This window comes from Vibrio sp. J1-1, assembly GCF_021728395.1.
GTDB lineage: Bacteria > Pseudomonadota > Gammaproteobacteria > Enterobacterales > Vibrionaceae > Vibrio.
Map to the genome: position 1 here is coordinate 146,994 of NZ_JAKKCM010000006.1, position 26,729 is coordinate 173,722.

At 44.8% G+C, this 26,729-nt stretch carries 20 protein-coding genes; 12 read left to right on the forward strand and 8 right to left on the reverse strand.

The window, feature by feature from the left end; all coding sequences use genetic code 11:
* Positions 1–182: 182 nt before the first annotated feature.
* The 8 genes from L3V31_RS11560 to L3V31_RS11595 all read left to right on the forward strand — a co-directional run bounded on the left by L3V31_RS11560 (position 183) and on the right by L3V31_RS11595 (position 11,107).
* The gene (locus L3V31_RS11560) at positions 183–1,424 is read left to right on the forward strand and encodes a carbohydrate porin (protein WP_237316198.1); all 1,242 of its coding nucleotides are present in this window, start codon (positions 183–185) and stop codon (positions 1,422–1,424) included.
* A gap of 70 nt (positions 1,425–1,494) precedes the next feature.
* On the forward strand, positions 1,495–2,370 hold the full coding sequence (locus tag L3V31_RS11565) for a MalM family protein (RefSeq protein ID WP_237316199.1): 876 nt from the start codon (positions 1,495–1,497) through the stop codon (positions 2,368–2,370).
* Positions 2,371–2,452: 82 nt separating this feature from the next.
* A complete protein-coding gene (locus tag L3V31_RS11570) occupies positions 2,453–5,545 on the forward strand; it encodes a beta-galactosidase (RefSeq protein WP_237316200.1) in 3,093 nt (1,030 codons plus the stop codon).
* Positions 5,546–5,732: 187 nt separating this feature from the next.
* Positions 5,733–6,737 (forward strand): substrate-binding domain-containing protein, encoded by a 1,005-nt coding sequence (locus tag L3V31_RS11575; protein WP_237316201.1) that lies wholly within the window; start codon positions 5,733–5,735, stop codon positions 6,735–6,737.
* Between the two features lie 214 nt (positions 6,738–6,951).
* Complete coding sequence (locus L3V31_RS11580; protein WP_237316202.1) at positions 6,952–8,292, forward strand: paraquat-inducible protein A; 1,341 nt, start codon at positions 6,952–6,954, stop codon at positions 8,290–8,292.
* Positions 8,285–9,931, forward strand: a complete 1,647-nt coding sequence (pqiB, locus tag L3V31_RS11585; RefSeq protein ID WP_237316203.1) for an intermembrane transport protein PqiB — start codon at positions 8,285–8,287, stop codon at positions 9,929–9,931. Before L3V31_RS11580 ends, pqiB begins: the two co-directional genes overlap by 8 nt.
* Complete coding sequence (locus tag L3V31_RS11590; RefSeq protein WP_237316204.1) at positions 9,931–10,500, forward strand: ABC-type transport auxiliary lipoprotein family protein; 570 nt, start codon at positions 9,931–9,933, stop codon at positions 10,498–10,500. Before pqiB ends, L3V31_RS11590 begins: the two co-directional genes overlap by 1 nt.
* 367 nt (positions 10,501–10,867) lie before the next feature.
* Positions 10,868–11,107, forward strand: coding sequence for a hypothetical protein (locus L3V31_RS11595; protein ID WP_237316205.1), 240 nt, complete (start codon positions 10,868–10,870; stop codon positions 11,105–11,107).
* Between the two features lie 72 nt (positions 11,108–11,179).
* On the opposite strand, the gene L3V31_RS11600 is transcribed toward L3V31_RS11595, so the two are convergent.
* The 8 genes from L3V31_RS11600 to sohB all read right to left on the reverse strand — a co-directional run bounded on the left by L3V31_RS11600 (position 11,180) and on the right by sohB (position 20,404).
* Positions 11,180–13,018 (reverse strand): extracellular solute-binding protein, encoded by a 1,839-nt coding sequence (locus L3V31_RS11600; RefSeq protein ID WP_237316206.1) that lies wholly within the window; start codon positions 13,016–13,018, stop codon positions 11,180–11,182.
* Between the two features lie 595 nt (positions 13,019–13,613).
* Positions 13,614–14,315, reverse strand: coding sequence for an orotidine-5'-phosphate decarboxylase (gene pyrF / locus L3V31_RS11605; RefSeq protein ID WP_237316207.1), 702 nt, complete (start codon positions 14,313–14,315; stop codon positions 13,614–13,616).
* Positions 14,316–14,413: 98 nt separating this feature from the next.
* On the reverse strand, positions 14,414–15,589 hold the full coding sequence (lapB, locus tag L3V31_RS11610) for a lipopolysaccharide assembly protein LapB (protein WP_237316208.1): 1,176 nt from the start codon (positions 15,587–15,589) through the stop codon (positions 14,414–14,416).
* Positions 15,590–15,607: 18 nt separating this feature from the next.
* The gene (locus L3V31_RS11615; RefSeq protein WP_237316209.1) at positions 15,608–15,901 is read right to left on the reverse strand and encodes a lipopolysaccharide assembly protein LapA domain-containing protein; all 294 of its coding nucleotides are present in this window, start codon (positions 15,899–15,901) and stop codon (positions 15,608–15,610) included.
* Positions 15,902–16,175: 274 nt separating this feature from the next.
* Entirely contained in the window at positions 16,176–16,457 is a 282-nt protein-coding gene (ihfB, locus tag L3V31_RS11620; RefSeq protein ID WP_014232466.1) for an integration host factor subunit beta, read from the reverse strand.
* A gap of 213 nt (positions 16,458–16,670) precedes the next feature.
* The gene (rpsA, locus tag L3V31_RS11625) at positions 16,671–18,341 is read right to left on the reverse strand and encodes a 30S ribosomal protein S1 (protein ID WP_237316210.1); all 1,671 of its coding nucleotides are present in this window, start codon (positions 18,339–18,341) and stop codon (positions 16,671–16,673) included.
* A gap of 110 nt (positions 18,342–18,451) precedes the next feature.
* A complete protein-coding gene (cmk, locus tag L3V31_RS11630; protein WP_237316211.1) occupies positions 18,452–19,132 on the reverse strand; it encodes a (d)CMP kinase in 681 nt (226 codons plus the stop codon).
* 210 nt (positions 19,133–19,342) lie between these two features.
* A complete protein-coding gene (gene sohB, locus L3V31_RS11635; protein ID WP_237316212.1) occupies positions 19,343–20,404 on the reverse strand; it encodes a protease SohB in 1,062 nt (353 codons plus the stop codon).
* A gap of 255 nt (positions 20,405–20,659) precedes the next feature.
* Between sohB and L3V31_RS11640 the strand changes: the two genes are divergently transcribed.
* The 4 genes from L3V31_RS11640 to L3V31_RS11655 all read left to right on the forward strand — a co-directional run bounded on the left by L3V31_RS11640 (position 20,660) and on the right by L3V31_RS11655 (position 26,718).
* Complete coding sequence (locus tag L3V31_RS11640; RefSeq protein ID WP_237316213.1) at positions 20,660–21,406, forward strand: YciK family oxidoreductase; 747 nt, start codon at positions 20,660–20,662, stop codon at positions 21,404–21,406.
* A gap of 130 nt (positions 21,407–21,536) precedes the next feature.
* Positions 21,537–22,229: a translesion DNA synthesis-associated protein ImuA gene (gene imuA, locus L3V31_RS11645; RefSeq protein WP_237316214.1), complete on the forward strand. Its 693-nt coding sequence runs from the start codon at positions 21,537–21,539 to the stop codon at positions 22,227–22,229.
* 4 nt (positions 22,230–22,233) lie between these two features.
* Positions 22,234–23,637, forward strand: coding sequence for a DNA polymerase Y family protein (locus tag L3V31_RS11650; protein WP_237316215.1), 1,404 nt, complete (start codon positions 22,234–22,236; stop codon positions 23,635–23,637).
* A 3-nt stretch (positions 23,638–23,640) separates the two neighbouring features.
* On the forward strand, positions 23,641–26,718 hold the full coding sequence (locus L3V31_RS11655) for an error-prone DNA polymerase (protein ID WP_237316216.1): 3,078 nt from the start codon (positions 23,641–23,643) through the stop codon (positions 26,716–26,718).
* The last annotated feature ends 11 nt before the right edge of the window (positions 26,719–26,729 follow it).

A 26,729-nucleotide genomic window follows, 5' to 3' on the forward strand; every position in this document is an offset into this window, starting at 1 on the left:
AAAAACCGCAAACAAACCTCAAATTAAGAGATCAAAATCACACCAAATAGTAATAAACGCATCATTGTGGCAAAAATGCCAATCCGATCATGTAAACGTTTCCAGACTTTCTTTACACTCCTCGGTGAGTTAGGACTCAAATAAAAAATAAATCCATAAATAAAATAGAATGGAGACACTTCATGAAACAAAAGACGCTTGTAAGAGCGCTTGGGTTAACCCTTGCCCTAGCACCGCTTGCTAGTACGGCCGCAGTGGAGAACGTGACCTACTTTGGCTACGCCAAATGGGGCAATATCTACACAGATAATGACGAACACAACGATGGCAAAGGCGAACGTAACGACGTGATTCGCGCAGGCCAAGGTTATGGTAATTACCGTTTGGGTAACGAGTTGAACTGGTGGGAAGCGGGTGTAAAAGCTGACGTATGGCAGCAAGGCGATGCGTACTTTGACACCACCCTTTACCTGGGAAGTGGCGAAAGCTGGGGGGACGTTAGCTTGATCCAAATGTGGTCAGCCGGTTACGGACTCTTCAAAGGCCAAGAAGATGCTTCTGTCTGGGCGGGTGAACGCTTCTACCGCCGACATGAAGTGCACATGATCGACATTAAATACTGGGATACCTCGAGCACCGGTATCGGTATTGAGAACTGGGACCTCGGCTTTGCTAAAGGCCATTTTGCCTGGATGGCGCCAAATTCGAGTGCTGATGGACGTAGCTTACACAACTTGGATGCACGTTTAAGCGATATTGAATTAAGCGACAGTGCAGATCTTACCGTTGGTTTGAACTATGTTCTCGCCCAAAACTCAAGCTACGACGAAAGTGACATCACCACCTCTGGCGCCATGTTTTCTGCCCTTTATCGTCAAGCCTGGAGCTATGGTTCAAACACGTTTGCATTCCAATACGGTACCGATGCGCTTGCGGGTGGCTTAATGAGTGCAGAGGGCGGTTCTAATCGTAAATACAGCACAGGCGTAGAGCACGATGGTTACAGCTGGCGAATCTTTAACTCTGGTGACTTAAACGTCAATGAAGATTTCCAAGTAATGTACTCCATCGCCTATCAAGACAAAAACCTGGATAACAACGAAGGTGAAAAGTGGTTTAGCGTGGGTGCGCGACCTCAATACAGCTGGACAGAATACATAGCGACCTCTCTGGAAGTGGGTTACGAGTCAGTAGAAGCACAAAGTGATGCCGGCACTAATGATATGTACCAAGTCACGCTGGCGCAGATGTTCCAGGCAGGCAAAGGGGTTTGGGCCCGTCCATCACTGCGCTTATTCGCAACATACTCTGAAAAAGCCGATGAATGGAACCGCGGTGGGGACGTTTATGGCGCGTCACAAAACATAAGTAAGCGCGACGTAGATGAAGTGACGTTTGGCTTTAACGTCGAAACATGGTGGTAATACACCAAAGCTACTATTTTTGAACGCAATGGGGTGAGGAATGCACTCGCCCCACAAAAGGACAAAACCGATGAAATTAAAACCGTTGGCGACTTTACTCATGGCACTGTCTCTTGGTGCGTGCAGTAGCTTACCAGAACCAACTTTCAATACTGACTTCAACACGCAGACTTGTTGCTCAACATTAAATGCCCTCCCTCTGACGGCTTTGTCGACGCCTTTCCACCAGCAAGTGGTTATGGACGCCAATTTGCCAACATTGAGTGCCGAGGCTTTATCGGGTTCAGAAATAGCTTCATCACAAGCACTTCCTGTAACGGGCTACCGAATCACCGTAGATACACCTTTCTCACTGTTAGTTCGGTCGTATATCGATAACAATGCACTATTTGCTGCAAACATTCGCATTTATGACGGAAATTGGCAGCTAATTTCTGACTACTCAGCCGAAACGTTTGACTACCAAACGACCGGAATGCGCGGATTAGAACGCATTGAAAGCGTCGTCACTATCAATCCACAACTCAATGGCGCGAAATACATTGTTATTGCGTCCGATACTGCGTTACTGGGTAAGGAGTTAACCCGCATTCATCCTGAACAAGTCTACGCAGATTTACAAAATGTAATCGGCAATAAACAATTACCTCTCACAGCCGAATACCAACCGTTTGGCGTGATTGACGTCACCACAAGTGCTTCAGACAACAATGCTGTACTGACACTATTAGCAGAACTCAGCACAAACCCTGACTCTCAACGACAATTGACAGTGCCACATACATCATTAACAACGTCGCCAGAAGAGTGGCCACAGTACCGCGAACAAATTGATGCGGCTCTGGAAAAGAACAACGTAAAACAAGCAGCAGAAATCGCAAATAAAGCCGAAAAACAAGGCATCACCCAAGCAAAAGACTACCTCGTGCAACAGTTAGCTCAATAACGATACACATACAGAGATTTACTCATTACGGACGCAATGGACGTAGTGAAGCAAGATTAGAAATAAAAATTAAGTAGGAAACATGATGGCATTTTCAGATATTATTCAACGACGCGATTGGGAAAATCCACAATCAGTGAACATTCACTGCCTGAAAGCACATAGCCCGCTTTCTAGTTATCGCAATATTGACCATGCCCGTGACGATATTCATGCTCAGCGACAATCTCTAAATGGTCAGTGGAAGTTTAAGCTTTTCGAAGCACCAGAGCAGGTCAACGGCGAGTTCATTGCAACGAACTTCAATGATACCTATTGGGACGAAATTACTGTTCCTTCAAACTGGCAGATGCAAGGTTATGACAAGCCTATTTACGCCAACGTTAAATATCCATTTAAGGTGAACCCTCCGTTTGTACCAGCAGACAACCCTACCGGATGTTACCGCACAACGATTACTCTCACCGAAGAAGCCCTTGCAAATACACAACGCATCATTTTTGACGGCGTTAATTCGGCTTTCCATTTGTGGTGTAACGGCAACTGGGTCGGCTATAGCCAAGACAGTCGCCTTCCAGCTGAATTCGACCTCACACCTCATTTGATCGCAGGAGAGAATAGTCTCGCAGTAATGGTAATTCGCTGGAGTGATGGCAGTTACCTAGAAGATCAGGACATGTGGTGGTTAAGCGGTATTTTCCGCGATGTGACGTTATTGTCTAAACCACAACACTGTCTTGAAGATGTATTCATCACTCCAGATCTTGACGCCTGCTATCGCGATGGTTCTTTATCTATCGTGACCCATATTTCAGCGCCAGACACATACCAAGTTCAGGTCCAGCTATTTGATGGTGAGGAGGCGGTAACGAGACCTCGTATAGACAAGCCGAACAACCGCCGTATTGACGAACGCGGTTCATGGAATGACGTTGTGTTTCAAACCCTGCACGTGAATGACCCGAAAAAGTGGACGGCAGAAACACCAAACCTATATCGCCTTGTGGTATCGCTACTAGACGAAAACGGCACACACCTGGAAAGCGAAGCCTATCAAGTTGGTTTCCGTAAAGTTGAGATAACCGATGGCCAACTGAAGTTAAATGGTCAGCCGCTGTTGATTCGTGGTGTGAACCGTCATGAGCATCACCCTGAGCTCGGACATGTGATGACCGAAGAAGACATGATTCGTGATATCTGTTTAATGAAACAACACAACTTTAATGCAGTACGTACTTCCCACTACCCGAACCACCCTCGTTGGTACGAGTTGTGTGATCAATACGGCTTATATGTGTGTGATGAAGCCAACATTGAGACGCATGGCATGCAGCCGATGAACCGTTTATCGAGCGATCCTCAATGGTCAAACGCCTACATGAGTCGCTACACGCAAATGGTCATGCGCGATAAGAACCACCCTTCTATCATTATCTGGTCTTTAGGTAACGAGTCTGGTCACGGCAGTAACCACAACGCGATGTACGCTTGGTCGAAAGACTATGATCCGTCACGCCCGATCCAGTACGAAGGTGGCGGCTCAAACACTAGTGCTACCGATATCATTGCACCTATGTATGCACGCGTAAATACGGTCATTGAAGACGAAGCCGTACCGAAGTGGCCAATCAAAAAATGGATTTCATTACCAAATGAAACGCGCCCTCTTATTCTGTGTGAATACGCGCATGCGATGGGTAACAGCTTGGGTAGCTTTAACGAATATTGGGATGCTTTCCGTGAGTTCCCTCGTCTACAAGGTGGCTTCATCTGGGATTGGGTTGACCAAGGTTTGAGTCAATGGGATGAAAATGGCGAACACTTCTGGGCATATGGCGGTGACTTCGGCGATGAAATTAATGACCGTCAGTTTTGTATCAACGGGCTAATATTTCCTGATCGCACCGTGCATCCAACTTTAGAAGAAGCAAAATATTGCCAGCGCATGATCACCGTATCACTACAAGAGCAAACGAAACAGCGCTGTACTCTACTCGTGAACAATGAAAACCTTTTCCGGTCAACGGATAATGAGCAGCTGAACTGGTCACTCTTGGAAAATGGCAAAGTGGTTCAGTCTGGTTCAACACAACTGGATATCGAAGCCAACAGCCAAGCCCTGCTAGAAATCAAGCTGAGCTTCGAAGCAAAAGCAGAAGCTGTGTATCACTTAAACACGGACATCACCTTAATCAAAGAGACACCTTGGGCGCCTGCGGGTCATGTTTGCGCGACAGAGCAACTTTCTCTGCTTAACCGCTCTGGCCTGGTGATACCGAAACTGGAAGTACAACCAATCCCTTCTTTGATTCAACAAGATGACGCTATTTTGGTCTCAAGCTTAAACGAGAAATATCAATGGCGTTGGGATCGACACACTGGCTTACTGGTTGATTGGCAAGTAGAAGGAAAAGCGCAGACACTGGCGGCACCGCAAGACAACTTCTATCGTGCTCCGTTGGATAACGACATTGGCGTGAGTGAAGTTGACAACGTCGACCCGAACGCTTGGATATGCCGCTGGGACATGGCTGGTATCGGCAAGTGGGAACGTGAATGTGTCGCTTGCCAAAGCGAGACGCTTGAACAGGCAGTACAAGTGACCTCTATCTATGCTTACCACTTCAGTGGCGATGTGCAGGCTATCACGACTTGGGTCCATACCCTGTACAATGATGGCAAAATGCAACTAGACGTTGATGTGAAATTAGCCGATAGCTTACCACCGATGCCACGTATTGGTTTAGAAATGCAATTGCCTCTACAAGAGCAAAATACCACAGTCACATGGCAAGGTTTAGGTCCGTTTGAAAACTATCCGGACCGTTTATCTGCTGCACGCTTTGGACTGCATACCCAAACGCTGGAACAAATGCACACACCTTACATCTTCCCTACCGACAGTGGTCTACGCTGTGGTACACGGAAATTGGAAATGAACAACCTGATCATTTCTGGCGATTTCCAATTCAGCGTTAACCAATTTGCGCAAGACGCTCTGGCTAAAGCGAAGCATACCAATGAGCTCGTCAAAGAAGAAAAGGTATATCTGCGTCTGGATCATAAACATATGGGTGTCGGTGGTGATGACTCTTGGAGCCCAAGCGTACATAAGGAATTCCAGCTTACCGATAATCACTATGCGTACCGGGTATCGTTTCAGCCTGCTCACTAAGGTTTTCAATAAAGCGCTCTAGATACTTTGTCGATTCAATCCCCAAACTCCGATTTGGGGATTTTTTATGCCATTCAACCCATAATTAGTACAAAACCTTGAAACACAGCCACTATTCTTATTTCACTAATTGAGTTCCTACTGCCTTCATAGTTAAATAGCTGAAATTAAAGATTCTGAGTTCCTTATGGCTACCATCAAAGACGTCGCAAAAGAAGCAGGAGTATCGATTGCTACCGCATCACGCGTGATCAATAACGCCCCTCACACCAGTGAAGCTGCCATTGCGGCAGTAAAAGAAGCAATGGAAAACCTGGGCTATCGCCCTAACGCCAATGCTCGAGCTTTGGTCAGTAAATCTTCGAACGCGATCGGTGTGTTAGTCAACGATGTTTCTGCGCCTTTTTTTGGCACTATGGTTAAAGCCATCGATACCATAGCCAGCGAGCAAGAAAAACAACTGCTTATCGGAAGTGGATATCACGATGCAACCAAAGAGCGTAACGCAATAAACTTGCTAATTAACAGCCAGTGCGAATCTTTAGTCGTTCACAGTAAAGGGATGAGTGACTCAGAGCTTAGCAAGCTAGCAAAGGAAATTCCGGGGATGGTGTTAATCAACCGCATTGTTCCGGAGATTGCATCACGCTGTATCGCCTTAGATAACCGTAAAGGTTCTTATATCGCTACCGAGCACTTGATTCGTAATGGACACAAGCACATCGGCTATATTTGCTCAAGCCATCATATCGAAGATGCGCGAGACCGACGAGAAGGTTATCTGGACGCCTTACGTGACAACGGTATCGACATTCGTGAAGAGTATATCGAGTACGGTGAACCTGATGAAACCGGTGGTGAGCAAGCCATGGTAAATCTATTAGCAAAGAACATCCCTATCACAGCAGTGGCAACCTACAACGACTACATGGCTGCGGGTTGTATGACCCTGTTACAAGAAAATGGCATTAGAATTCCCGAAGATATGTCAGTGATGGGTTTCGATGATGCTCACATCGCGCGTTATATATACCCTCGCCTCACGACTATTCGCTACCCGATTCAAGTTATGGCCAACGAGGCAGTAAAGCTCTCTTTGCAATTGGTTAACGCGGAAGAAACAGAACGAACTGAACATAAGCTCTTTATGCCGATTTTAGTCAGGCGCTCTTCCGTAGGCAGTATTAAATAAGCTGACCCCGCCCCTAAACACGCACAATAAGAATGGCCATCACCCTTGATTTGCACTCAAACTATTTGCGCGCAAAATAAATAACAATATGAAAATCACCTACACCAATTGGTTACTATAATGCAAGTATAATTTGTGTTAAAAGCTTTGCCTTATATAAGTATCTGCTGTAAAACAGAGCCTTGTTTGGACAAATGATTTACAATCCTATTCCATGAGTACTCAACCAAATTCAAGTCAGTTAATTTCATGTGAAGAATGTGGTCTCGTTGTCCGTATTCCTGAGATAGAGCAAGGACAAAAAGCCCAATGCCCTCGCTGTTCTCATTCGCTGACTAAAGTGAACGCGAAACCCTATCAAAGTGTCATTGCTATCTCGTCAGCATGCTTGATCATGCTGGTGCTCAGCATCTCGTTTCCTTTTATGTCTTTCAGTGTGCAAGGCTTATCTCAAGAGATCACTTTGCTACACGCCGCCAAAATGCTGGCCGAGTTCAAAAACGTCTTGCTCGGCATACTGCTATTAGCGACTGTTGTTATCCTGCCGACCATCTACGTAGGCTTAATTCTTTTTCTCCACCTTGAAGCATTGAAAACACTTAAACGCTCACCCTCTAAAAAGCAAAAAAGAATGGCAAAAGTCTTGTGCCGAATTTTATTTAAGGTCGAACCCTGGCTGATGGTCGATGTGTTTTTGATTGGTGTGTTAGTCAGCTTAATCAAAATCGCTTCGCTTGCTGATATCGGTATGGGAACCTCTTTCTGGGCTTTCTGCGTTTATACTGTTTTGGTCGTCAAGTGCATTTCGATGGTCGACAAAAGCTGGTTATGGGGTCACTTTATTCCAGCCGAAGAGGTGCCTGGAGTAGCTGAAGGCGATACCCACCACAATCACAATCATATTGGCTGTCATACTTGTCATCAGATAAATCGTATTGAAGATAAAGCCTGCATTCGCTGTAAAAGCCCGCTTCACCGATATAACCCAGCAGACAACTTACAAAAAGCGTGGGCTTTACTATTTGCGTCGATCGTCTTTTATATTCCGGCGAACCTTTACCCGATGATGTACACCGTTAGCCTTGGTCACTCAGAAGGCTCAACCATTATGGAGGGGGTAATACTGCTCTGGCACTTGGGCTCCTACCCTATTGCGATGGTGATTTTCTTTGCTAGCGTTTTCATTCCGATGGCGAAAATGTTTGCACTGGCGTGGTTGTACACTCAAGCTCAAAAAGCGAGATATCTTCCACCGGAAGAAAGTATTTCACGCTTGAAGATATATCGCTTAACTGAGTTTATTGGCCGTTGGTCAATGATTGATATTTTTGTCGTCGCTATTTTGGTTGCACTGGTTCAGTTGCAAAACCTAATGGCGATCTATCCCGGCCCTGCTGCGTTATCATTTGCTGCAGTGGTTATTTTCACCATGCTCTCTGCCATGATTTTTGACTCACGCTTATTGTGGCAATCGCCACAAAGTGATGGGCAAGAGCCACAAAGTGATGGGCAAGAGCCAACGTCTGACTTAAAAGAGAAAGCCAAATATGAGTGATGAGAACAACACAACCGCTCAAATAAAACCGCAAAAGCAGGTTTCTGCTATTTGGGTCGTTCCAATCCTTGCGCTCGTTATGGGGGCGTGGATGCTGTTTCAATACATCAACAGTACCGGCCCACAGATCACATTACAGCTACCGACAGCCGATGGCATTGAAGCAGGCAAGACCGAGATCAGAGCGCTCAACGTAAAAGTTGGCGTTATTACCGAAGTCACACTCAGCGAAGATTATGATCACATCATCGCTAAAGCACAGATGAACAAAGACGCGGCTCGTATGCTTAGGGACGACACGATGTTTTGGGTCGTCAAACCTCGTATTGGCCGTGAAGGCGTATCGGGATTAGAGACATTACTTTCTGGCGCTTACATTCAGCTACAGCCTGGTAAGTCAGATGAAGAAAAAGAAAGGTTTAGCGTACTTGATATACCACCTGTTGCCGCTCCCGACGCTGAAGGTCTGAGACTAGTATTAACTCACCGCGAAGCTGGAAAACTGGGGGTTGGCGATCCGGTGATCTTTAAAGGCTTTACCGTTGGCCGCGTAGAGAAAACCAGTTTTGATGTTGACTCCCGTCAGGCGCTTTATCAGCTATTTATTTTTAAGCCGTACGATAACTTAGTCCGTACCCGCACCAAGTTTTGGCTCAATTCCGGTGTGGATTTACAACTCAATACCGAGGGCTTTGAACTAAAGTTTGGCTCTCTTGAAAGCTTGCTGACAGGTGGTGTAACGTTCGACTCCATTCCTGGTATGGATTCCGGTGAACCACTAACGGAAGAGTTGGCAAGTTTCCGACTATACGATGATGCTAAACAGCTTCGTGAAGGCATGTACGACGAGTACATTGAGTTTGTTATGTTGTTTGATGAATCGGTCCGTGGCCTCAAAGCGAAGGCACCCGTCGAGTACCGAGGTCTGCGAATTGGTACCGTAATGAGAGTACCGCTACGCTTCCCGACTCAAGCAGAAAGTTTCTCAGTAAAAAGAATTCCAGTACTAGTGCGCATTGAATTAGGTCGCTTATTCGAGCACTTCCACACGGATTCAATGTCTGACTACAGCGAGAAATTAAAACTGGAGTTTGCCAAAGGTCTTCGTGGTACGTTGAAAACTGGTAGCTTGATAACCGGAGCTTTATACATCGACACTGATTTCTATCCAGATGCAGAGAAATACGTACCAGATGAATTCTTGGGCTTAGAGGTATTCCCGACCATGCGTGGTGGATTTGCTCAGGTTCAAAAACAAGTGAATGACTTTCTAAACAAGATCAACAATTTACCAATGGAAGATACTCTCAACTCGTTAAACGAGACACTGAAAACCTCAGAACGAACTTTAGCGTCCGCTGAGCGAGTAGCAAGCAATATCGATAAGCTGTTAAGTCAGAACGATACCCAGAAAATCCCGTCGGATATTCGTCAAAGCCTGCAACAACTACAAAAAACACTCGATGGTTACGGGCCTAACTCGACCATGTACAGCGAAATGGAATCCACGCTCAAAGAGCTCGAAAGTGTCATGACAGAGTTTAAGCCTGTCCTTAAACAACTAAACGAAAAACCAAACTCACTCGTGTTTGGAGAAGACGAAACCAGCGATCCGGTACCTGTGAGAGGGCAAAAATAATGAAACGTGTATTTCTTTTAATTTCTGCGCTATTAGCAGGCTGTAGCAGCGCACCAGAAACAACAGGCTCACTGTATCTCTTACCACAGGCAGAGTCTCAGGTATCGCGTAGCACAGTAATGACCGAGCGTCCTCTTTTAGTAGTTCGCTCAGTTGAACTCGCCAGTTACCTTAATGACAGTGGTATTGTCTATCGCACGTCTGAGTCACAAATTATTCAGGCGAAACACAATCAGTGGGCGCAAAACATTTCAGAGCAAATTACGCAGCGAATCATCGCCGACCTGCGCCACAAGCAAAGTCATTACTGGCCAGTGAAAGTGCATAGCCTCATGGACCAAAGTAGAGAAAACAAGCTGCAACTGAGTTTGAATAAGTTCAATGGCAATTACCAAGGTAATGCTGAGCTTGAAGGCGAGTGGATGCTGATTGACGCCGACGGCAAAGTCAAACTTCGTTCTCAGGTAAATATCTTAATACCCTTGCAGGATGACGGGTACGATGCCTTGGTCAAGGCTTTATCAACCGGCCTGAATAACCTTACCGATAATATTGCCAAGCAACTTTAAGCCGCTAGATCTGAATAACTGAGTAAGGGGAGCTAAATGCTCCCCTTCTGATTTTAATTTGCATCAATATCGAAAATAAGTTGGTTCTAATACTGCTAACTCAATACCTCATAACACGAAACCGAAAAACGAGCTTTAAAAGCCAGTAACAAAGAACAAGCTCGTGTGACAAAAAGACACCCATCATAAAAATCATTATTATTCAATAAGATGATAATAGATATCACTACCAATTAAGGTAAATTCAGTAAATCGAACACATTGATCTTCGTCAGTTCATTATCTAAGCACTGATGCTACTCTAGCGGAAAATATGGCACGAGCGCCAACGCCCAGTGTTGATTCAAAGATAAATTTCAGAGTAGCAATGTCAATCACCATTTCAGACCTAACCAGTGCACTAAGTAAGGTTGAGAGCATTCATAAAGTGCAACTAGAAAATGTGCATCGCTTTTTTAATGCAAACGAATCTTTCTCGATTACAACGTTTGCTAACATCACCTCTAGTGATTCAATTGATGAACGCTTTAAAGCCATCGACAAAGCATTTTCTTCTTTAGGCGATGTAAAAACCTATCTTCTCGAAGCTTCTTATTTGGTTAAATAGCCGAAATAGTAACGAGAAAACAAAAAGCCCTATCTCTTTGAGATAGGGCTTACATTTTAGTAGAAGCTAAAACTACAACTTGTAACGGTCATCAATGACACTTACTTCAGGGAAAGTTTTTCCATCGTCCATAGCCTTTTCCGTTTCTTTTTTCACGTCAGGATCAATCCAGAAGTTACCCATATCCATTGGGTGAAGGATCCATTCTGTCGCTTTCGTCATGCCATCTTTTGGGATTTTTACCCAACGCCAATGTGCAACACGTGAATAAGGCACCATGTAACCAGGGACAATAATGTTTACTTTGGTCACATAATCTTGAATCTGGTGAGACAATTCATAACGTTTTTGCTGATCAAACTCAGAGTCGTACGCCTCTATCAGCTTATCTAATTCAGCGCTGCTGAAGTTGGTGTGTGCGTTAGTCTGAGGTTTGTTCGCATTATCTGAGTGGAGATATTCCCAATATGCTGGAATTTCGCCGGACCCCATATTCAAGAAGGCTAATTGATGTTTCTTCTCCAGAATATATTTAAACGCAGATGAACCGTCGACTAGGTTAAGTGTAAACTCCAGACCCGCTAACTTAGCTTGCTCTTTGAGGTAAGCTATTCGTGGTGTCCAGGAGTTATAACCGTAGGTAATCGCGAAGCTTAAGCGTTGGCCTTTGTCGTTCACTCGAATACCATCCGCCCCAACGGTATCAAACCCGGCTTTCTCAAAATGTTTAACGGCTGCAGCAACATCAAACTTTGGTGGCGTGTTGTTCGGATCGTCGTACTCACCATGCCCAAAACCAAGGCCATGTGGCTTACGCGAGTAATCGCCACGCATGATATTCTCAATCATACCGTCAAAATCGGTCGCAACCATGATCCCTTTGCGCACTTCAAGGTTATCAAGCAAAGGCATCGCTGTGTTCATCCAAACACCACCAGCCCCTTGTGGTGATTGGTTGAAGCCCCAATATTTCTCGATATAACCGTTTTTATAAACATCTGTGTTCGTTTTATCGTGCCAATAGTTTGGCAACACCATTTCAAAGTAATCCAGGTTTCCTTTTTCAAAGTGCTTAAGCGCTATGTCAGGATCACGAATGACAGTAATACGTACTTTGTCTACGTTGTAACGGTTTTTGTAGTAACGGTTGTTGTAACCCCACCAATCTTCACCAACGTGCTTAAACGTAACGCTTTTGCCTTTTTTCACTTTATCTAAATAGTATGGAGCTGCTGTAGGTTCCGCTTTGAAGTTAAACTTACGTACAAAGTTATCCGGCATGCCATCATTATTTTCGTCTTTTTCACCTTCGAAGAAATGTTTCGGACGAGGCTGGAAGCCATTACTCGGCATGTTGATCATCACCATCAGGGAATCATGGCTTTGAGCAACAGCAAGGTTCACTTGAATAGTGTAGTCATCAATCTTTTCGACACTAACAATACTGTTGGTGAAGAAGTCGTTGTACCAAGGGTCAATAATGTCTTTCGATGTGTAGTACTGCATCATAAAGACGTAATCGTCGGCAGTAATCTTCTCACCATCAGACCATTTTGCGGTTTCATCTAGCTTAAAATAAACCGTTTTATTGTCTTCACCAAACGCCCATGACTTAGCAAGTTGCGGAATCCATTTACCAGTGTTTGGATGGCGTTGAGCCATTTTTGGCGTGCCATCCATTAGGTATTGGCGTAATCCTGAGTTTGCATCAGGACCAACACTACGTAATGTCTGTGGGAAGCTTTGAATATAAGTACGATACGTGCCGCCGTGAACCGCTTCTTCTGAAGCAAACAGTGGCTCGTTGTTGTTTGAGGTCCATTCAATATCGGCTGGTAATTCAGCCGCATTCAGCTGAAAACTGGTCGCGGTTAATATTGCGAGTACTGAAAATGGCAGTTTATTGGTCATTTTTCTTCCTTGTTATGATTTGCGATCTAAGGCAGATACAAGGAAGACCGTGAGTGAAGCTCACAAAATCTACGAAAACAGTCTCACGCAGATAGGAAAGTAAGAGAAGTATAATATGAAGCGACTTCCTGCCAACTTCTATACTATACCAATCACAGTAAATAAATGATCAGGAATAGCGTAGGAAAAATGCTTGAGAACAAGGCAAAAATTTTCGATAAGTAGTTATTCTACAATCAAAGTTTTTAACGAAGTTATCGAGTATTTTAACAAGCTAGTACGACCAGTTGTTTACTACGATTGGTATTAATATCAAAGAGATTCACCAGGTCATCCTAGACCTTACAACGCAGTAAATGCATCTCTGTCATAGTATTCGTAACCTATTTGTAACGCAACCCATCAATAACACCTGCTTGCATTTTCTGATTCTAACAGCGATTTATGTCATGAAATTGTGACCGATATAGTGTTATGCCCTGGTTAAAAGACGATTGGCCATAGAGCATTAAACCTAAAACTTCCCCGCTTTAATAAAAAAGGTGAAGTATTGCTACTTCACCTTTATAGGCAACAAAACAATGAGTTACGTTTATTACATCTTCGCCAAGCTATCGTTAATTGACTTCAATACAGCGGCTGGGTCAGTAGCCTGTGTAATAGGACGACCAATAACCAAGTAGTCTGATCCAGCCTGGATTGCATCAACGGGCGTCATGATGCGGCGCTGATCACCTTGCTCAGATCCTGCTGGACGAATACCAGGCGTCACCAGTTTAAATTCTTTACCAAGCTCGCCTTTCAAAAGCGACGATTCTTGCGCAGAACATACTACGCCATCAAGGCCTGAGTTTTTCGTTAGTGTCGCCAGACGAATCACTTGCTCTTGAGGAGCAACATCCAAGCCTATTCCTGCCAAATCACTCTGTTCCATGCTGGTTAGTACAGTGACACCAATCAGCAATGGGCGATCTTTGCCATATGGTTCCAGAATCTCACGAGATGCTGTCATCATACGTTCACCGCCACTTGCATGAACATTCACCATCCAAACACCCAGTTCCGCTGCTGCACGCACGGCTTTCGAACAAGTATTTGGGATATCATGAAATTTTAAATCCAAAAATACAGAGAAACCACGTTTGTGTAACTCACGTACGAAATCAGGACCAAATAGTGTAAACATCTCTTTGCCGACTTTTAAACGGCATGACGCAGGATCAATGCGATCTACAAACGCAAGCGCATCTGCTTGGTTATCATAATCCAGTGCGACAATAACTTTTTGGTCGATCATTTCATCTCCTAATTATTTCTGTTCTTGTTACTTTTTTACTTATTAAACATAAGGCTAAAAAAATGCAGCGGACAGAAAACCTGTCAGCTGCACTAAAATTACTCACCATCCAATCCACGGATTGGTTTGATCGTCCCCCACCCCTTACAAGATGGACAATGCCAATAAAGAGAATGGGTAGAAAAACCACATTTTCGGCATCGATAGTGTGGTTTCACTTTTAACTGTTCACCAACCATAGCCTGTAAGGTTGAAAGACTGTCTTTTGCACGACCATCTTCCGCCTCTGCAATATGGTAATCAATCAGACGATAGAAGCCTTTCATGGTCGGATTTTTCAGTAGCTGCTTCGTCAACAGCTCCTGTGCTGCTCCTACGTTTTCGTGATGAGCAACCAGCTGTGCCAGCATTAACTCTGCTGATACCCCAGCTTTCTTATCGATACAAGCCCGGAGGAATTCCACCAGCTCATCTTCTTGCCCTAGGTGGTGGAAGCACTCTGCAATCGTAGGCAAAACATCGCTAATAAAGTCTTTGTCTTGCTCCAAGATAGAAGTTAAGTATTTAATAGTTTGTTTGTAATCTTCTGACTCTAAATACATACGACCTAAAGCAATACTAGCACGCACACATTTTGGGTCTTCAGAGAGTGCTTTTTTGAAATGCTGAACCGCTTTGCTCTTATTGCCATCAGCTTGATCTAGCATGGCAATTTCACACCAGTAGTGAGCGATATTTGCTCGCATTCGAGAGCGCTTATTACTCACTTTTGCCAGTTGGTTGGCGTAGTGAATCGCTTTTTCCCATTCACGTGTTTGCTGGTAAATGGTCACAAGCTGTTGAAGTGCACCTTCTCGATGCTCCGGCTCTTCTACTAACTGTTCAAATATCTTTTCCGCACGGTCCAGAAAGCCAGAAACCATGTAGTCTTTCGCGAGCTGCTGAAGGGCGAGGTTTTTCTGGTCAAGAGTCAGACCCGAGCGGGAAATAAGATTTTGGTGAATACGAATAGCGCGGTCTACTTCTCCACGAGAACGAAAAAGATTACCCAGCGCAAGGTGGGTATCTATAGTTTCGTTGTCAACTTGGAGCAATTCAATAAAGTGGTCTACGGCTTTATCTGATTGATCAGAAAGCAGTAAGTTCAGACCCGTCATGTATTGACGAGAAATTTGATGTGATTGCTTCTGCTTGTCTTGTTGAGCGCTGCGATGCCCCATGTACCAGCCATATGCAGCAGCTATAGGCAATAACAAGAAGAGTAGTTCAAGCATTAAAGTGAAGCCTTATCCTTATACCTGCTTGTCAATAGCAGGCTTAGCAGTGGTTTCTGCTTGAGCTGGCTCGTACTTTTTTAGTTTCTTTTTAAGACGTCGAACTTGAAGTTGAGTCTTTAACTGGATGCTAGCGAAGATTACCCATGCTAAAGCAAAGCCAACAACAAATACCACGCCTAGAAGCGTTGATAAATGGAACTCTCCTTTTGCTAAAAGATAATTAAAAGCCACAACTTCTTGGTTTTGTGAGCCTAATGCTAATGCAATTAAAAAGAGAGCAAAAATAGCAGCGATTTTTATAATTTTCATATTACATCACCCTTAGAGGAGTAAGTAGGTCAGATTATGCAGTAAAATGTTTCTTCAGACCACGTATATTAGCAATAATCTATACCCAAGTAACCTCAAGAAAACCGGTTTGTAGCCACACAATTGAAGTTAATACCAATCTAGATCAGTAAATTGCTCAACTTAACGCACCAGAAAATCGCGTAGGCAAGGTAGATTGGTAAACGACCTAGGTATATTACAAAAAAGCGGCATACAAAAAAGTATGCCGCTTTTTCAAACTAATCAGAGAGCATTAGCCAATATTTACGCGCTCACGAAGTTCTTTACCTGGTTTAAAGTGTGGGACGAATTTACCGTCTAGCTCCACTTTATCACCAGTTTTCGGGTTACGACCTACGCGAGGCTCACGGTAATGAAGAGAAAAACTACCAAAGCCGCGGATCTCGATACGGTCACCACTCTCTAATGTAGAGGCCATGTGCTCTAGAATATCTTTTACAGCATCCTCTACCTCTTTCGCTGATAAATGCGTTTGCTCAGCGCAGAGTCTTTCAATCAGTTCAGACTTAGTCATAGTTGCCCTCTTTGAGTATCTTTCTCACTCATTATAGTAAGTAATACTAATTCCAACAAACACTTGCTCGTAATTCTAGACAATTTTTACGCAAAGTATACATTGAAGAAATGTCTTTTATTAAGATAGTTTACCGATATTAGTATTACTACTTTTATTACAATAAATATAAAAAAGGAGCCTTGCGGCCCCTTTTTTGCTTAAGCGAGTATATTATTCGCCTTTAGCTGCTTTGAAAGCGTCAGCCATTGCGTTACCGAATGCATTGTCATCTTGCTTGTTGATAGATGCCATTGCTTCTTGCTCTTCAGCTTCGTCTTTAGCTTTGATAGATAGGTTGATTACGCGGTTCTTACGGTCTACACCTGTGAACTTAGCTTCAACAACATCACCAGCGCTTAGGATTAGAGAAGCATCTTCTACGCGATCGCGAGATGCTTCAGAAGCACGGATGTAACCTTCAACGCCTTCTGCGATTTCAACAGTAGCACCTTTAGCGTCAACAGCAGTTACAGTAGCGTTAACTAGAGTACCTTTCTTGTTGTCAGCAACGTAAGCATTGAATGGGTCGTTTTCCATTTGCTTAACGCCTAGAGAGATACGCTCACGCTCTGCATCTACTGCTAGAACAACTGCAGAGATCTCGTCGCCTTTCTTGTACTCACGTACAGCTTCTTCGCCAGCAACATTCCAAGAAATGTCAGATAGGTGAACTAGACCGTCGATGCCGCCTTCTAGACCGATGAAGATACCGAAGTCAGTGATAGACTTGATCTTACCAGTAACTTTGTCGCCTTTAGCTTGTGCTTCAGCGAATGACTGCCATGGGTTAGCTTTACACTGTTTCAGACCTAGAGAGATACGACGACGCTCTTCGTCGATTTCAAGAACCATAACCTCAACTTCGTCGCCAACATTAACAACTTTAGATGGGTGGATGTTCTTGTTAGTCCAATCCATTTCTGAAACGTGAACTAGACCTTCAACGCCTTCTTCGATTTCAACGAAGCAGCCGTAATCAGTTAGGTTAGTTACGCGACCAGTTAGTTTGTGACCTTCTGGGTAACGCTTAGCGATTGCTACCCATGGATCTTCGCCTAGTTGCTTAAGACCTAGTGATACGCGAGTACGCTCACGATCGAACTTAAGAACTTTAACTTGGATCTCGTCACCAACGTTAACGATTTCAGATGGGTGCTTAACGCGCTTCCAAGCCATATCAGTGATATGTAGAAGACCGTCAACGCCACCTAGGTCAACGAACGCACCGTAGTCAGTAAGGTTCTTAACGATACCTTTAACTTCAGAACCTTCTTGTAGAGTTTCTAGAAGCTCGTCACGCTCAACACTGTTTTCAGATTCGATAACAGCACGACGTGAAACAACTACGTTGTTACGTTTTTGGTCAAGTTTGATAACTTTGAACTCTAGCTCTTTGTTTTCTAGGTGAGCAGTGTCGCGGATTGGGCGTACGTCTACTAGAGAGCCAGGAAGGAAAGCACGGATACCGTTTAGTTCAACAGTGAAACCGCCTTTAACTTTACCGTTGATGATACCAACAACAGTTTCAGCTTCTTCGTAAGCTTTCTCAAGTACGATCCAAGCTTCGTGACGCTTAGCTTTCTCACGAGAAAGTTGAGTTTCACCGAAACCATCTTCAACAGCGTCTAGAGCTACGTCTACTTCAGCGCCAACTTCAACTTCAAGTTCGCCAGCAGCGTTCTTGAACTGTTCAGCAGGGATAGCAGATTCAGACTTAAGACCAGCGTCAACAAGAACGAAACCGTTCTCGATAGCTACTACAGTACCTTTAACGATGCTGCCTTGTTGGAATTCTGTTTCGTTTAGAAACTCTTCAAAGAGTTGAGCAAAAGATTCAGTCATTTATTTAATCTTCAATAAATTAAACGTCCACGGGTATCCTACCGCATGGGGTTATTAAATTCGCCGGTCATCATCCTTGCGACCAACGCTCTTAGCCTAGTAGAGTATCGTTACTCAACTAGCTTCGATTCGATATATTGTAGTGCCTTTTCTACCACTTCGTCGATAGACAACGATGTAGAATCTAGCACAAGCGCATCCTCTGCAGGGCGTAGTGGCGCCACTGGGCGGTTACGATCGCGATCGTCACGCTCTTGGATCTCGCTTAAAAGGTCAGCAAACTTAACATCTAACCCTTTATCTTGCAACTGTTTAAGGCGTCTATTTGCACGCTCTTCTGCGCTCGCATCAAGGAAAATTTTCGCTTGTGCATGTGGAAATACAACGGTTCCCATATCACGGCCATCGGCAACCAAACCTGGCGCCGCTTCAAAGGCACGCTGACGACGCAATAACGCTTCACGAACACGTGGTAGCGCAGCGACTTTAGATGCAGCCATACCCGTTTCTTCTTTACGAAGCTCACCGGAGACATCTTCGCCTTCTAAGATAACCTTAACCAAGTCACCTTCAGCGATAAATTGAACATCTAGGTGTGTAGCCAGTGGGACAAGTGCGTCCTCAGACTCAGTATCAACACCATGGTGAATAGCAGCCAGTGCAAGTACTCGATAAATCGCGCCAGAGTCTAAGAGTTGGAAACCCAACTTTTTTGCTAGCAACATACACAAAGTGCCTTTACCTGCACCACTCGGTCCATCTACGGTTACAACCGGAGTTTGAGAGGACATGTTCTTCTCCACCTATTATTTCTTTTAGCAATTTGCTCGGTTTTCGAGGCGCGCATTATAAGGGAAATTGCCCTTTCGGGCGAGGAAAAATGTCATTCCATGCATCACACTGCATGAGCAGCCTGATTTATAAGTAAATTTAAAAACTCAAATAAAAATGGCGAGAGCTTTCACCCTCGCCATGTTCAAATTGGATATCACTTTTCGTGGTTACACGATTGGCTTTTGACCACGCTCAGCCAACTTTAAGATGACACTGTCTGCCACTTTGCTCGCAACACCCGCTAGCTTATCAGCCAGTTTTTTCTTCGGTACGTAGTGAACGGCTAACACTGTCTTGTCTTTGCATGCCGCAACAACGAGATCATCAGACGTGCATATTTCGTCGACCAGACCGCGCTCTTTTGCCTGAGTACCAAACCAGTGTTCGCCAGTTGCGACTTTTTCTAACTCTAAGCTTGGGCGACGCTCTCGAATAAAGTCTTTGAACAGTACATGAGTTTCTTCTAGCTCTTGCTTGAATTTATCACGGGCTTTATCGGTGTTCTCTCCAAACATAGTCAGGGTACGTTTGTACTCACCTGCGGTAAGTTGTTCGTACTCAATATCATGCTTCTTCAATAACTTATTGAAGTTTGGAATTTGTGCGATCACGCCAATTGAGCCGACAATGGCAAATGGTGCAGAGACAATTTTGTCTGCCACACAGGCCATCATATAACCACCACTTGCCGCAACTTTATCCACGGCGATAGTTAATGGAAAACCAGCAGATTTAATGCGATCAAGCTGAGAAGACGCCAAGCCGTAGCCGTGAACCATGCCACCACCAGACTCTAAACGCAGTAAGATTTCATCCCCTTCACGAGCCACCGCCAAAATCGTGGTGATCTCTTCACGTAATGAGTTTACTTCTTTGGCATCAATACTGCCTTTGAAGTCAAGAACAAACAAGTGTGGTTCGCGTTTGCTATCTAACTCACCTTCTTTACTTGCTTGTTTAATCTCTTTCTCGCGGGATTTATTTTTTTCTTTTTCTTCTTTCTTGATCGCTTTGTCACGAGCTTTGATGAAAGCCTCATCGTGTAAATGATGCTCTAGTTGCTCAACAGACTGCTTATGCTGCTCAGAAAGGTTTGTGATCTCAAGTTCACCTTTTGCAGCACCTGATTTACCGCCTACCGATTTAACAAGGATTAGAATGACAATGATCGCAGCGACAACCGTCACAATCTTGGCCAAGAATAAACCGTAATCTAATAAAAATTCCAATGAGAGCTCCTTTATCTCACTCCAGCGAATATGTCGCTATGCTACACCGAAAAATCAGAGAGAAGGCAACTTGGTTTGTAACCAGTTGTTCTGATTGATAGCATACCTAACGGACGTTCTGGAATTGGTATAACATATGAATTGGTGTATTGTAACCATCTTGTCACGATTACCAAGATTTTCCATTAAGAAAGCGGCGTAATTAACGCCAATTAACTATCATGGACCCACTTACAATAATAAGGATTAAACACCGTGGACTACTCCGTTTCAGCAGATGCCTTAAAAGATAAAGTCATTCTTGTTACCGGCGCAGGTAATGGTATTGGCCGTCAAGCCGCACTTTCATACGCAAAGCACGGTGCAACGGTGATCTTATTGGGCAGAAACGTTCAAAACCTTGAATCCATTTACGACGAAATTGAAGCCGCTGGTTACCCACAAGCCGCAATTATTCCTCTTGATTTAAAAGGGGCAACAAAGCAGAACTACATTGATATGGCAGAGACGATCGAAGGCCAATTCGGACGCCTTGATGGTCTGCTGCACAACGCGGGTGTTTTGAGCACACTGTGTCCATTCGAACAGATCAAAGAAGAAGACTTCGACGACATCATGCAAATCAACGTGAAAGCCGAAGTTCTGATGACTCAGGCGCTGCTCCCTGCGATGAAAAAAGCTGAAGCAGGCCGTATTATCTTTACCTCTTCTACCGTTGGCCACTCTGGCCGTGCTTTCTGGGGCCCATACGCGATCTCAAAATTCGCGGTAGAAGGCATGATGCAAACCCTGGCTGATGAGCTAAGTGATACGCCAATGCGCGTTAATGCGATCAACCCAGGTGCCACACGTACTCGCATGCGTGAAAAAGCGTACCCAGGTGAAGATGCCAATCTGCTGAAAACACCACAGGATCTGATGCCGTTGTATCTACACCTGATGGACCCAAGTGTGACTGATGTGAATGGTCAGTGTATTGACGCACAACCGAAGCGTAAGTGATTACGTTTTCACTCCTTCACATAACTGATTGAAAAGGCAGCCAACGCTGCCTTTTTTATTTCTCTCGCCACAAAAATCTTGCTACTTTTCACCATAGAAATATACTGTATATATATACAGGTATTTAGTTATGCAAGATATTATTCAGCACTTAAAAAGCCAACATCTTGTTTGGCAGGCAAATTTAACCAAAGCGGACTCACATCAGTTCCTCAATAGCTCCGGCTTTCCAGAACTGGACACGCTGCTGGGTGGAGGCTTTCCACCGCATGGAGTGATCGAGATGGAGTCTATAGGCAGTGTCGGTGAATTACGTTTATTGGCGCCTTATTTGAAATCATCGCTAACCAGAGGCGTCACCGCCTTTATTCAGCCGCCAGCGTTAATGAATCCACTCTTTCTGCACAGTATCGGCTTAGATATTAATCAAGTCTGGGTCATCACACCGGAGCATCAGCGTGATGCACTCTGGGCCGCGGAGCAGTGCCTAAAAAGTAGTGTGTGTAGCAATGTATTACTGTGGCAAGACGAGCTTGAGATCCATCAAGTCAAGCGTCTACAAGTCGCCAGTGAGCAAGGATCTTGCCCTCTATTTATGTTGAAGCCAATCAGAGCGAACCGTCTATCCCTGCCTGTCTCACTTAGCCTCAAAGTACAAGGGAGTGAGCAAGGCGTCAGCGTTGAGGTATTAAAGCGTAAAGGTGGCTGGAGCAAAGGTCGGGTCGAAATTAACTACCACCATCATTACCCACGACTGGTCGTGCCGACTAAGACTCATATTCCATCGACAGTCGTGAATTTCCCGATGTTAAATCAAGGGTAATACTATGCCTTTATGGATTTACTTACACTTCCCTCGCCTGCAATTGGACACACTCTTTCGTGGCAACCAAGAACAGCCAGTGGTGATAGTCGAAAGCCAGCGTTGTCGCATCATTCAATACAACGATATTGCAAAACAACATGGCATTAAACCCAATATGGGACTTGGGAGTGCGGCGTCTTTATGTCGTGACTTACAGGTACACCCTTATCATCCACAAACCGAACTGAAGAAATTACAGGAAGTTGCCCAGTGGTTATATCTGATCACGTCTGATGTCGTTCTGATGCCAAATCAGGGAATCCTGCTACGCGCAACACCTATGCTCAGCCTCTATGATGGGCTGCAAAACTACTGGCACAAAGTCTCTACTCACCTCGCCACACTAAAACTGAGTGTTCAGTTTGGCTGTGGGTTTTCCCCATTGTCAGCCAAACTCATGGCATTGTCTGGAAGTAACCTATTGATTGAAGACAAAGCGTCTATTCAACAATCACTCTCCTCTTTGCCATTAACACTGACTGATTTATCCACTGTAACGGTTGATAAATTGCAGCGTGTCGGCGTAAGTACTCTACAAAACCTACTTGAGTTGCCGCTGCAAGATATCGCTCGCCGTTTTGATATTGATTTAGTGAACTACGTGGGTCGTCTGACAGGCCAATTTAAGCACCCTGTCGATTTTTATCATCCAACAGAATCATTCCAGGTGTATTTGGAGTTGTTGTTTGAGCTCGAAAATGTTCAATGGCTCGAGAGGCCGCTCGTGAAGTTACTTCGTCAACTCGAAACCTTTTTAAAGTTAAGAGACAAAGTGGCTTTCGAGCTTTGCTTAACGCTCCACCAGCGAGATAAACACCAGCAATCTGTTCAACTCACTTCAGCACAAGGCGATTACTTATGTCATCGTTGGCAGCAGCTCGCCAGTTTGAGCCTAGAATCTCTAACACTCAATGGCCCTGTGATTGGCCTGACTTTACAGATCATTCGTCAAGGTGAACCTATCAGCAGTGCTTGCGACCTCTTTTCTGGTCAGAAAGGCCAAATGAATCCGTTAGATCTGCTCTCTTTGTTGCAAGCCAAAATGGGAAAACACTCCGTACTCAAGCCCGATATTGCTTATGACCCAAGACCAGAAAAAACCTGTCAATATCGTTCGGCCGACGAACCCGACATCGCGCTTTCATCCATTCCTCAACTGCTGCGTCCGGCGATGCAGTTACCGAGCCCCATGCCACTCCAAGAACAGGTTTCTCTGGTACACGGACCGGAACGAATTGTGTCAGGATGGTGGGATGGCGATGAGATCATGCGCGATTACTACATTGCACACACCAGACAAGGCCGCTGGTTATGGGTGTTTCGCGATCAATATAAACATTGGTTTCTTCACGGGTATTTTTGTTAAGTCATGACGAGTTACGCAGAACTGTTTTGTCAGTCCAATTTTTCTTTTCTTACCGGAGCTTCTCATGCAGAAGAACTGGTGCTGCAAGCTGCTTTTTACCGTTACCAAGCCATTGCGATCACCGATGAATGCTCCGTCGCAGGTGTCGTAAAAGCACATACAACGATCCAGCAGCATAAGCTCGATATCAAACAAATCGTAGGAAGCATGTTTTGGCTCAATGATGAATGCCAGGTTGTCTTATTGTGTCCATGCCGTAAAGCTTATGCAGAACTTTGCCGTATCATCACCAACGCAAGGCGGCGCAGTGAAAAAGGCAACTATCAACTCTCTGAATGGGATTTGATGACCATTCGTCATTGTTTGGTTCTATGGCTCCCCACCCACCAAAACAGCGACCATTACTGGGGACGCTGGTTAAACCAACATCATGCAAACCGCTTATGGGTTGCCATCCAACGTCACCTTGGGGGTGATGATTCGGCATATACCAACCATTGTGAAGAGCTCGCCCATGAACTCCAGTTACCAATCACCGCTTGTGGTGGTGTACTCATGCACTCGGTCGAACGTCTACCACTACAACACGTCCTAACCGCAGTAAAACACGGTTGCAGCGTTGAAAATCTTGGGTTTGAACGACTTTCTAATGCAGAGCGTGCACTACGCCCACTGAACAAGATAGCCCGAGTCTACAAACCGAAATGGCTTGCAGAAAGCCAACACATCGCTAATTTGTGTGAATTTAAGCTGAGCGACCTGAAATACGAATATCCTGCCGAATTAATCCCCGACGGTTATACACCCGATTCTTACTTGCGTATGTTAGTTGAACGCGGCAAGAAAAGACGTTTTCCTGAAGGTGTTCCAGAAGCCATCCAGCAAACTATAGAGAATGAACTTGCCTTAATTAAGGATCTGAAATACCACTATTACTTTTTAACCATTCACGACATTGTGATGTTTGCAAAAAAGCAAGGCATTCTCTATCAAGGACGTGGCTCTGCGGCAAACTCTGTCGTGTGCTATTGCCTGGAAATCACCTCCGTGGACCCAAGGCAAATCGCTGTACTATTCGAGCGGTTTATCAGCAAAGAACGAGATGAGCCGCCCGATATTGATGTCGACTTTGAGCATGAACGCCGAGAAGAAGTCATTCAATACATCTATAAAAAATACGGTCGTGAACGAGCAGCTCTGGCTGCAACCGTGATCAGTTATCGCTTCAAAAGCGCCGTCAGAGAAGTCGGTAAGGCATTGGGGATAGAAGAAACTCAGTTAGACTTTTTTATTAAGAACGTCAATCGCCGCGATCGTAGCCAAGGCTGGCAAGCGCAGATTGTCGAGCTCGGATTGCATCCAGAGTCACTCAAAGGGCAACAATTTATTCAACTGGTGAACGAGATCATCGGTTTTCCTCGTCACCTGTCTCAGCACGTCGGTGGCTTTGTGATTTCTTCCGGACCGTTATACGAGTTAGTTCCGGTGGAAAACGCGGCGATGGAAGATCGCACCATCATTCAGTGGGATAAAGACGATTTAGAAAGCTTAAAACTGCTCAAGGTCGATGTACTCGCATTAGGCATGCTGAATGCGATCAGAAAGTGCTTTCAACTGGTCGAAAAGCACCACCAGCGATCACTGTCCATTGCAGAGATCACCCGACTTCAGGATGATCCCAACGTTTACCGTATGATCCAGAAAGCAGACACCGTCGGGGTATTTCAGATCGAATCCAGGGCACAAATGAGCATGCTCCCTCGCTTGAAGCCTGCCTGTTATTACGACTTGGTGATTCAAATTGCGATTGTACGCCCTGGGCCAATTCAAGGTGATATGGTTCACCCCTTCCTCAAAAGACGCAATGATGAAGAACCTGTCAGCTACCCATCAGAAGCAGTGAAAAGTGTCTTAGAGCGAACCATGGGCGTTCCGATATTTCAGGAACAGGTCATCAAGCTCGCAATGGTTGCAGCTGGCTTTAGTGGCGGTGAAGCCGACCAGCTACGCCGGGCGATGGCTGCCTGGAAAAAGAATGGCGATCTTGCCAAATTCAGGCCTAAGCTTATCGATGGTATGCGTGAGCGAGGCTACGATTTAGCCTTTGCGGAACGTATCTTCGAGCAAATTTGTGGTTTTGGTGAATACGGCTTCCCGGAAAGTCATTCCGCTTCATTTGCGGTTCTGGCGTATTGTTCATCTTGGCTGAAATACTACTATCCTGCTGAGTTTTATACGGCGCTTTTAAACAGCCAACCCATGGGGTTCTACAGCCCTTCCCAATTGGTGCAGGATGCTCGCCGCCATGGCATCGAAGTTTTGCCAGTCTGTATCAATCTTTCACGCTATCAGCACCACCTTATCCCACGTCCTAATGGTCGGTTGGGCGTACAGCTTGGCTTTCGTTTAGTCAAAGGATTCAACGAGGAAAGCGCAAACCGGCTTATTGAGCGCCGTCCTAAAAGCGGTTATCGATCTATTCAGGAAGTAAAGCAAATCCTGAGAAATCGCCGCGATATCGAACTCTTAGCATCCGCGAATGCATTCCAGATATTGTCGGGCAATCGCTACAGTGCTCGTTGGGCGGCCATGGACTCACTATCGGACTTACCTTTATTTCATGATGTGCAAGAGCCTGTTGCTAGTTATCAAACACAACCTTCTGAGTATGAAAACCTAATTGAAGATTATGCCAGTACCGGGCTTTCTCTCAATCGTCATCCGATTACTTTATTGGATCAAGCGGGTAAGCTGCCTCGCTTTACTCGCATGCAACAGTTAGTCGAGAAAGAACATAAATCACTGGTAACCGTTGTCGGGCTCGTCACCGGACGTCAATCTCCCGGTACCGCTGCGGGTGTTACTTTTATCACTTTAGAAGACGACACCGGGAATATTAATGTTGTGGTATGGAGTGCCACTGCCCGGGCCCAAAAGCAAGCTTATCTCACATCCAAAGTGATGATGGTAAAAGGAATTTTAGAGAGAGAAGGAGATGTGACACACGTGATAGCAGGCAAACTGATTGATTGCACTCATAACCTAGTGGAGTTACAAAGCAAATCACGAGACTTTCACTAGCGTTTGGGAAT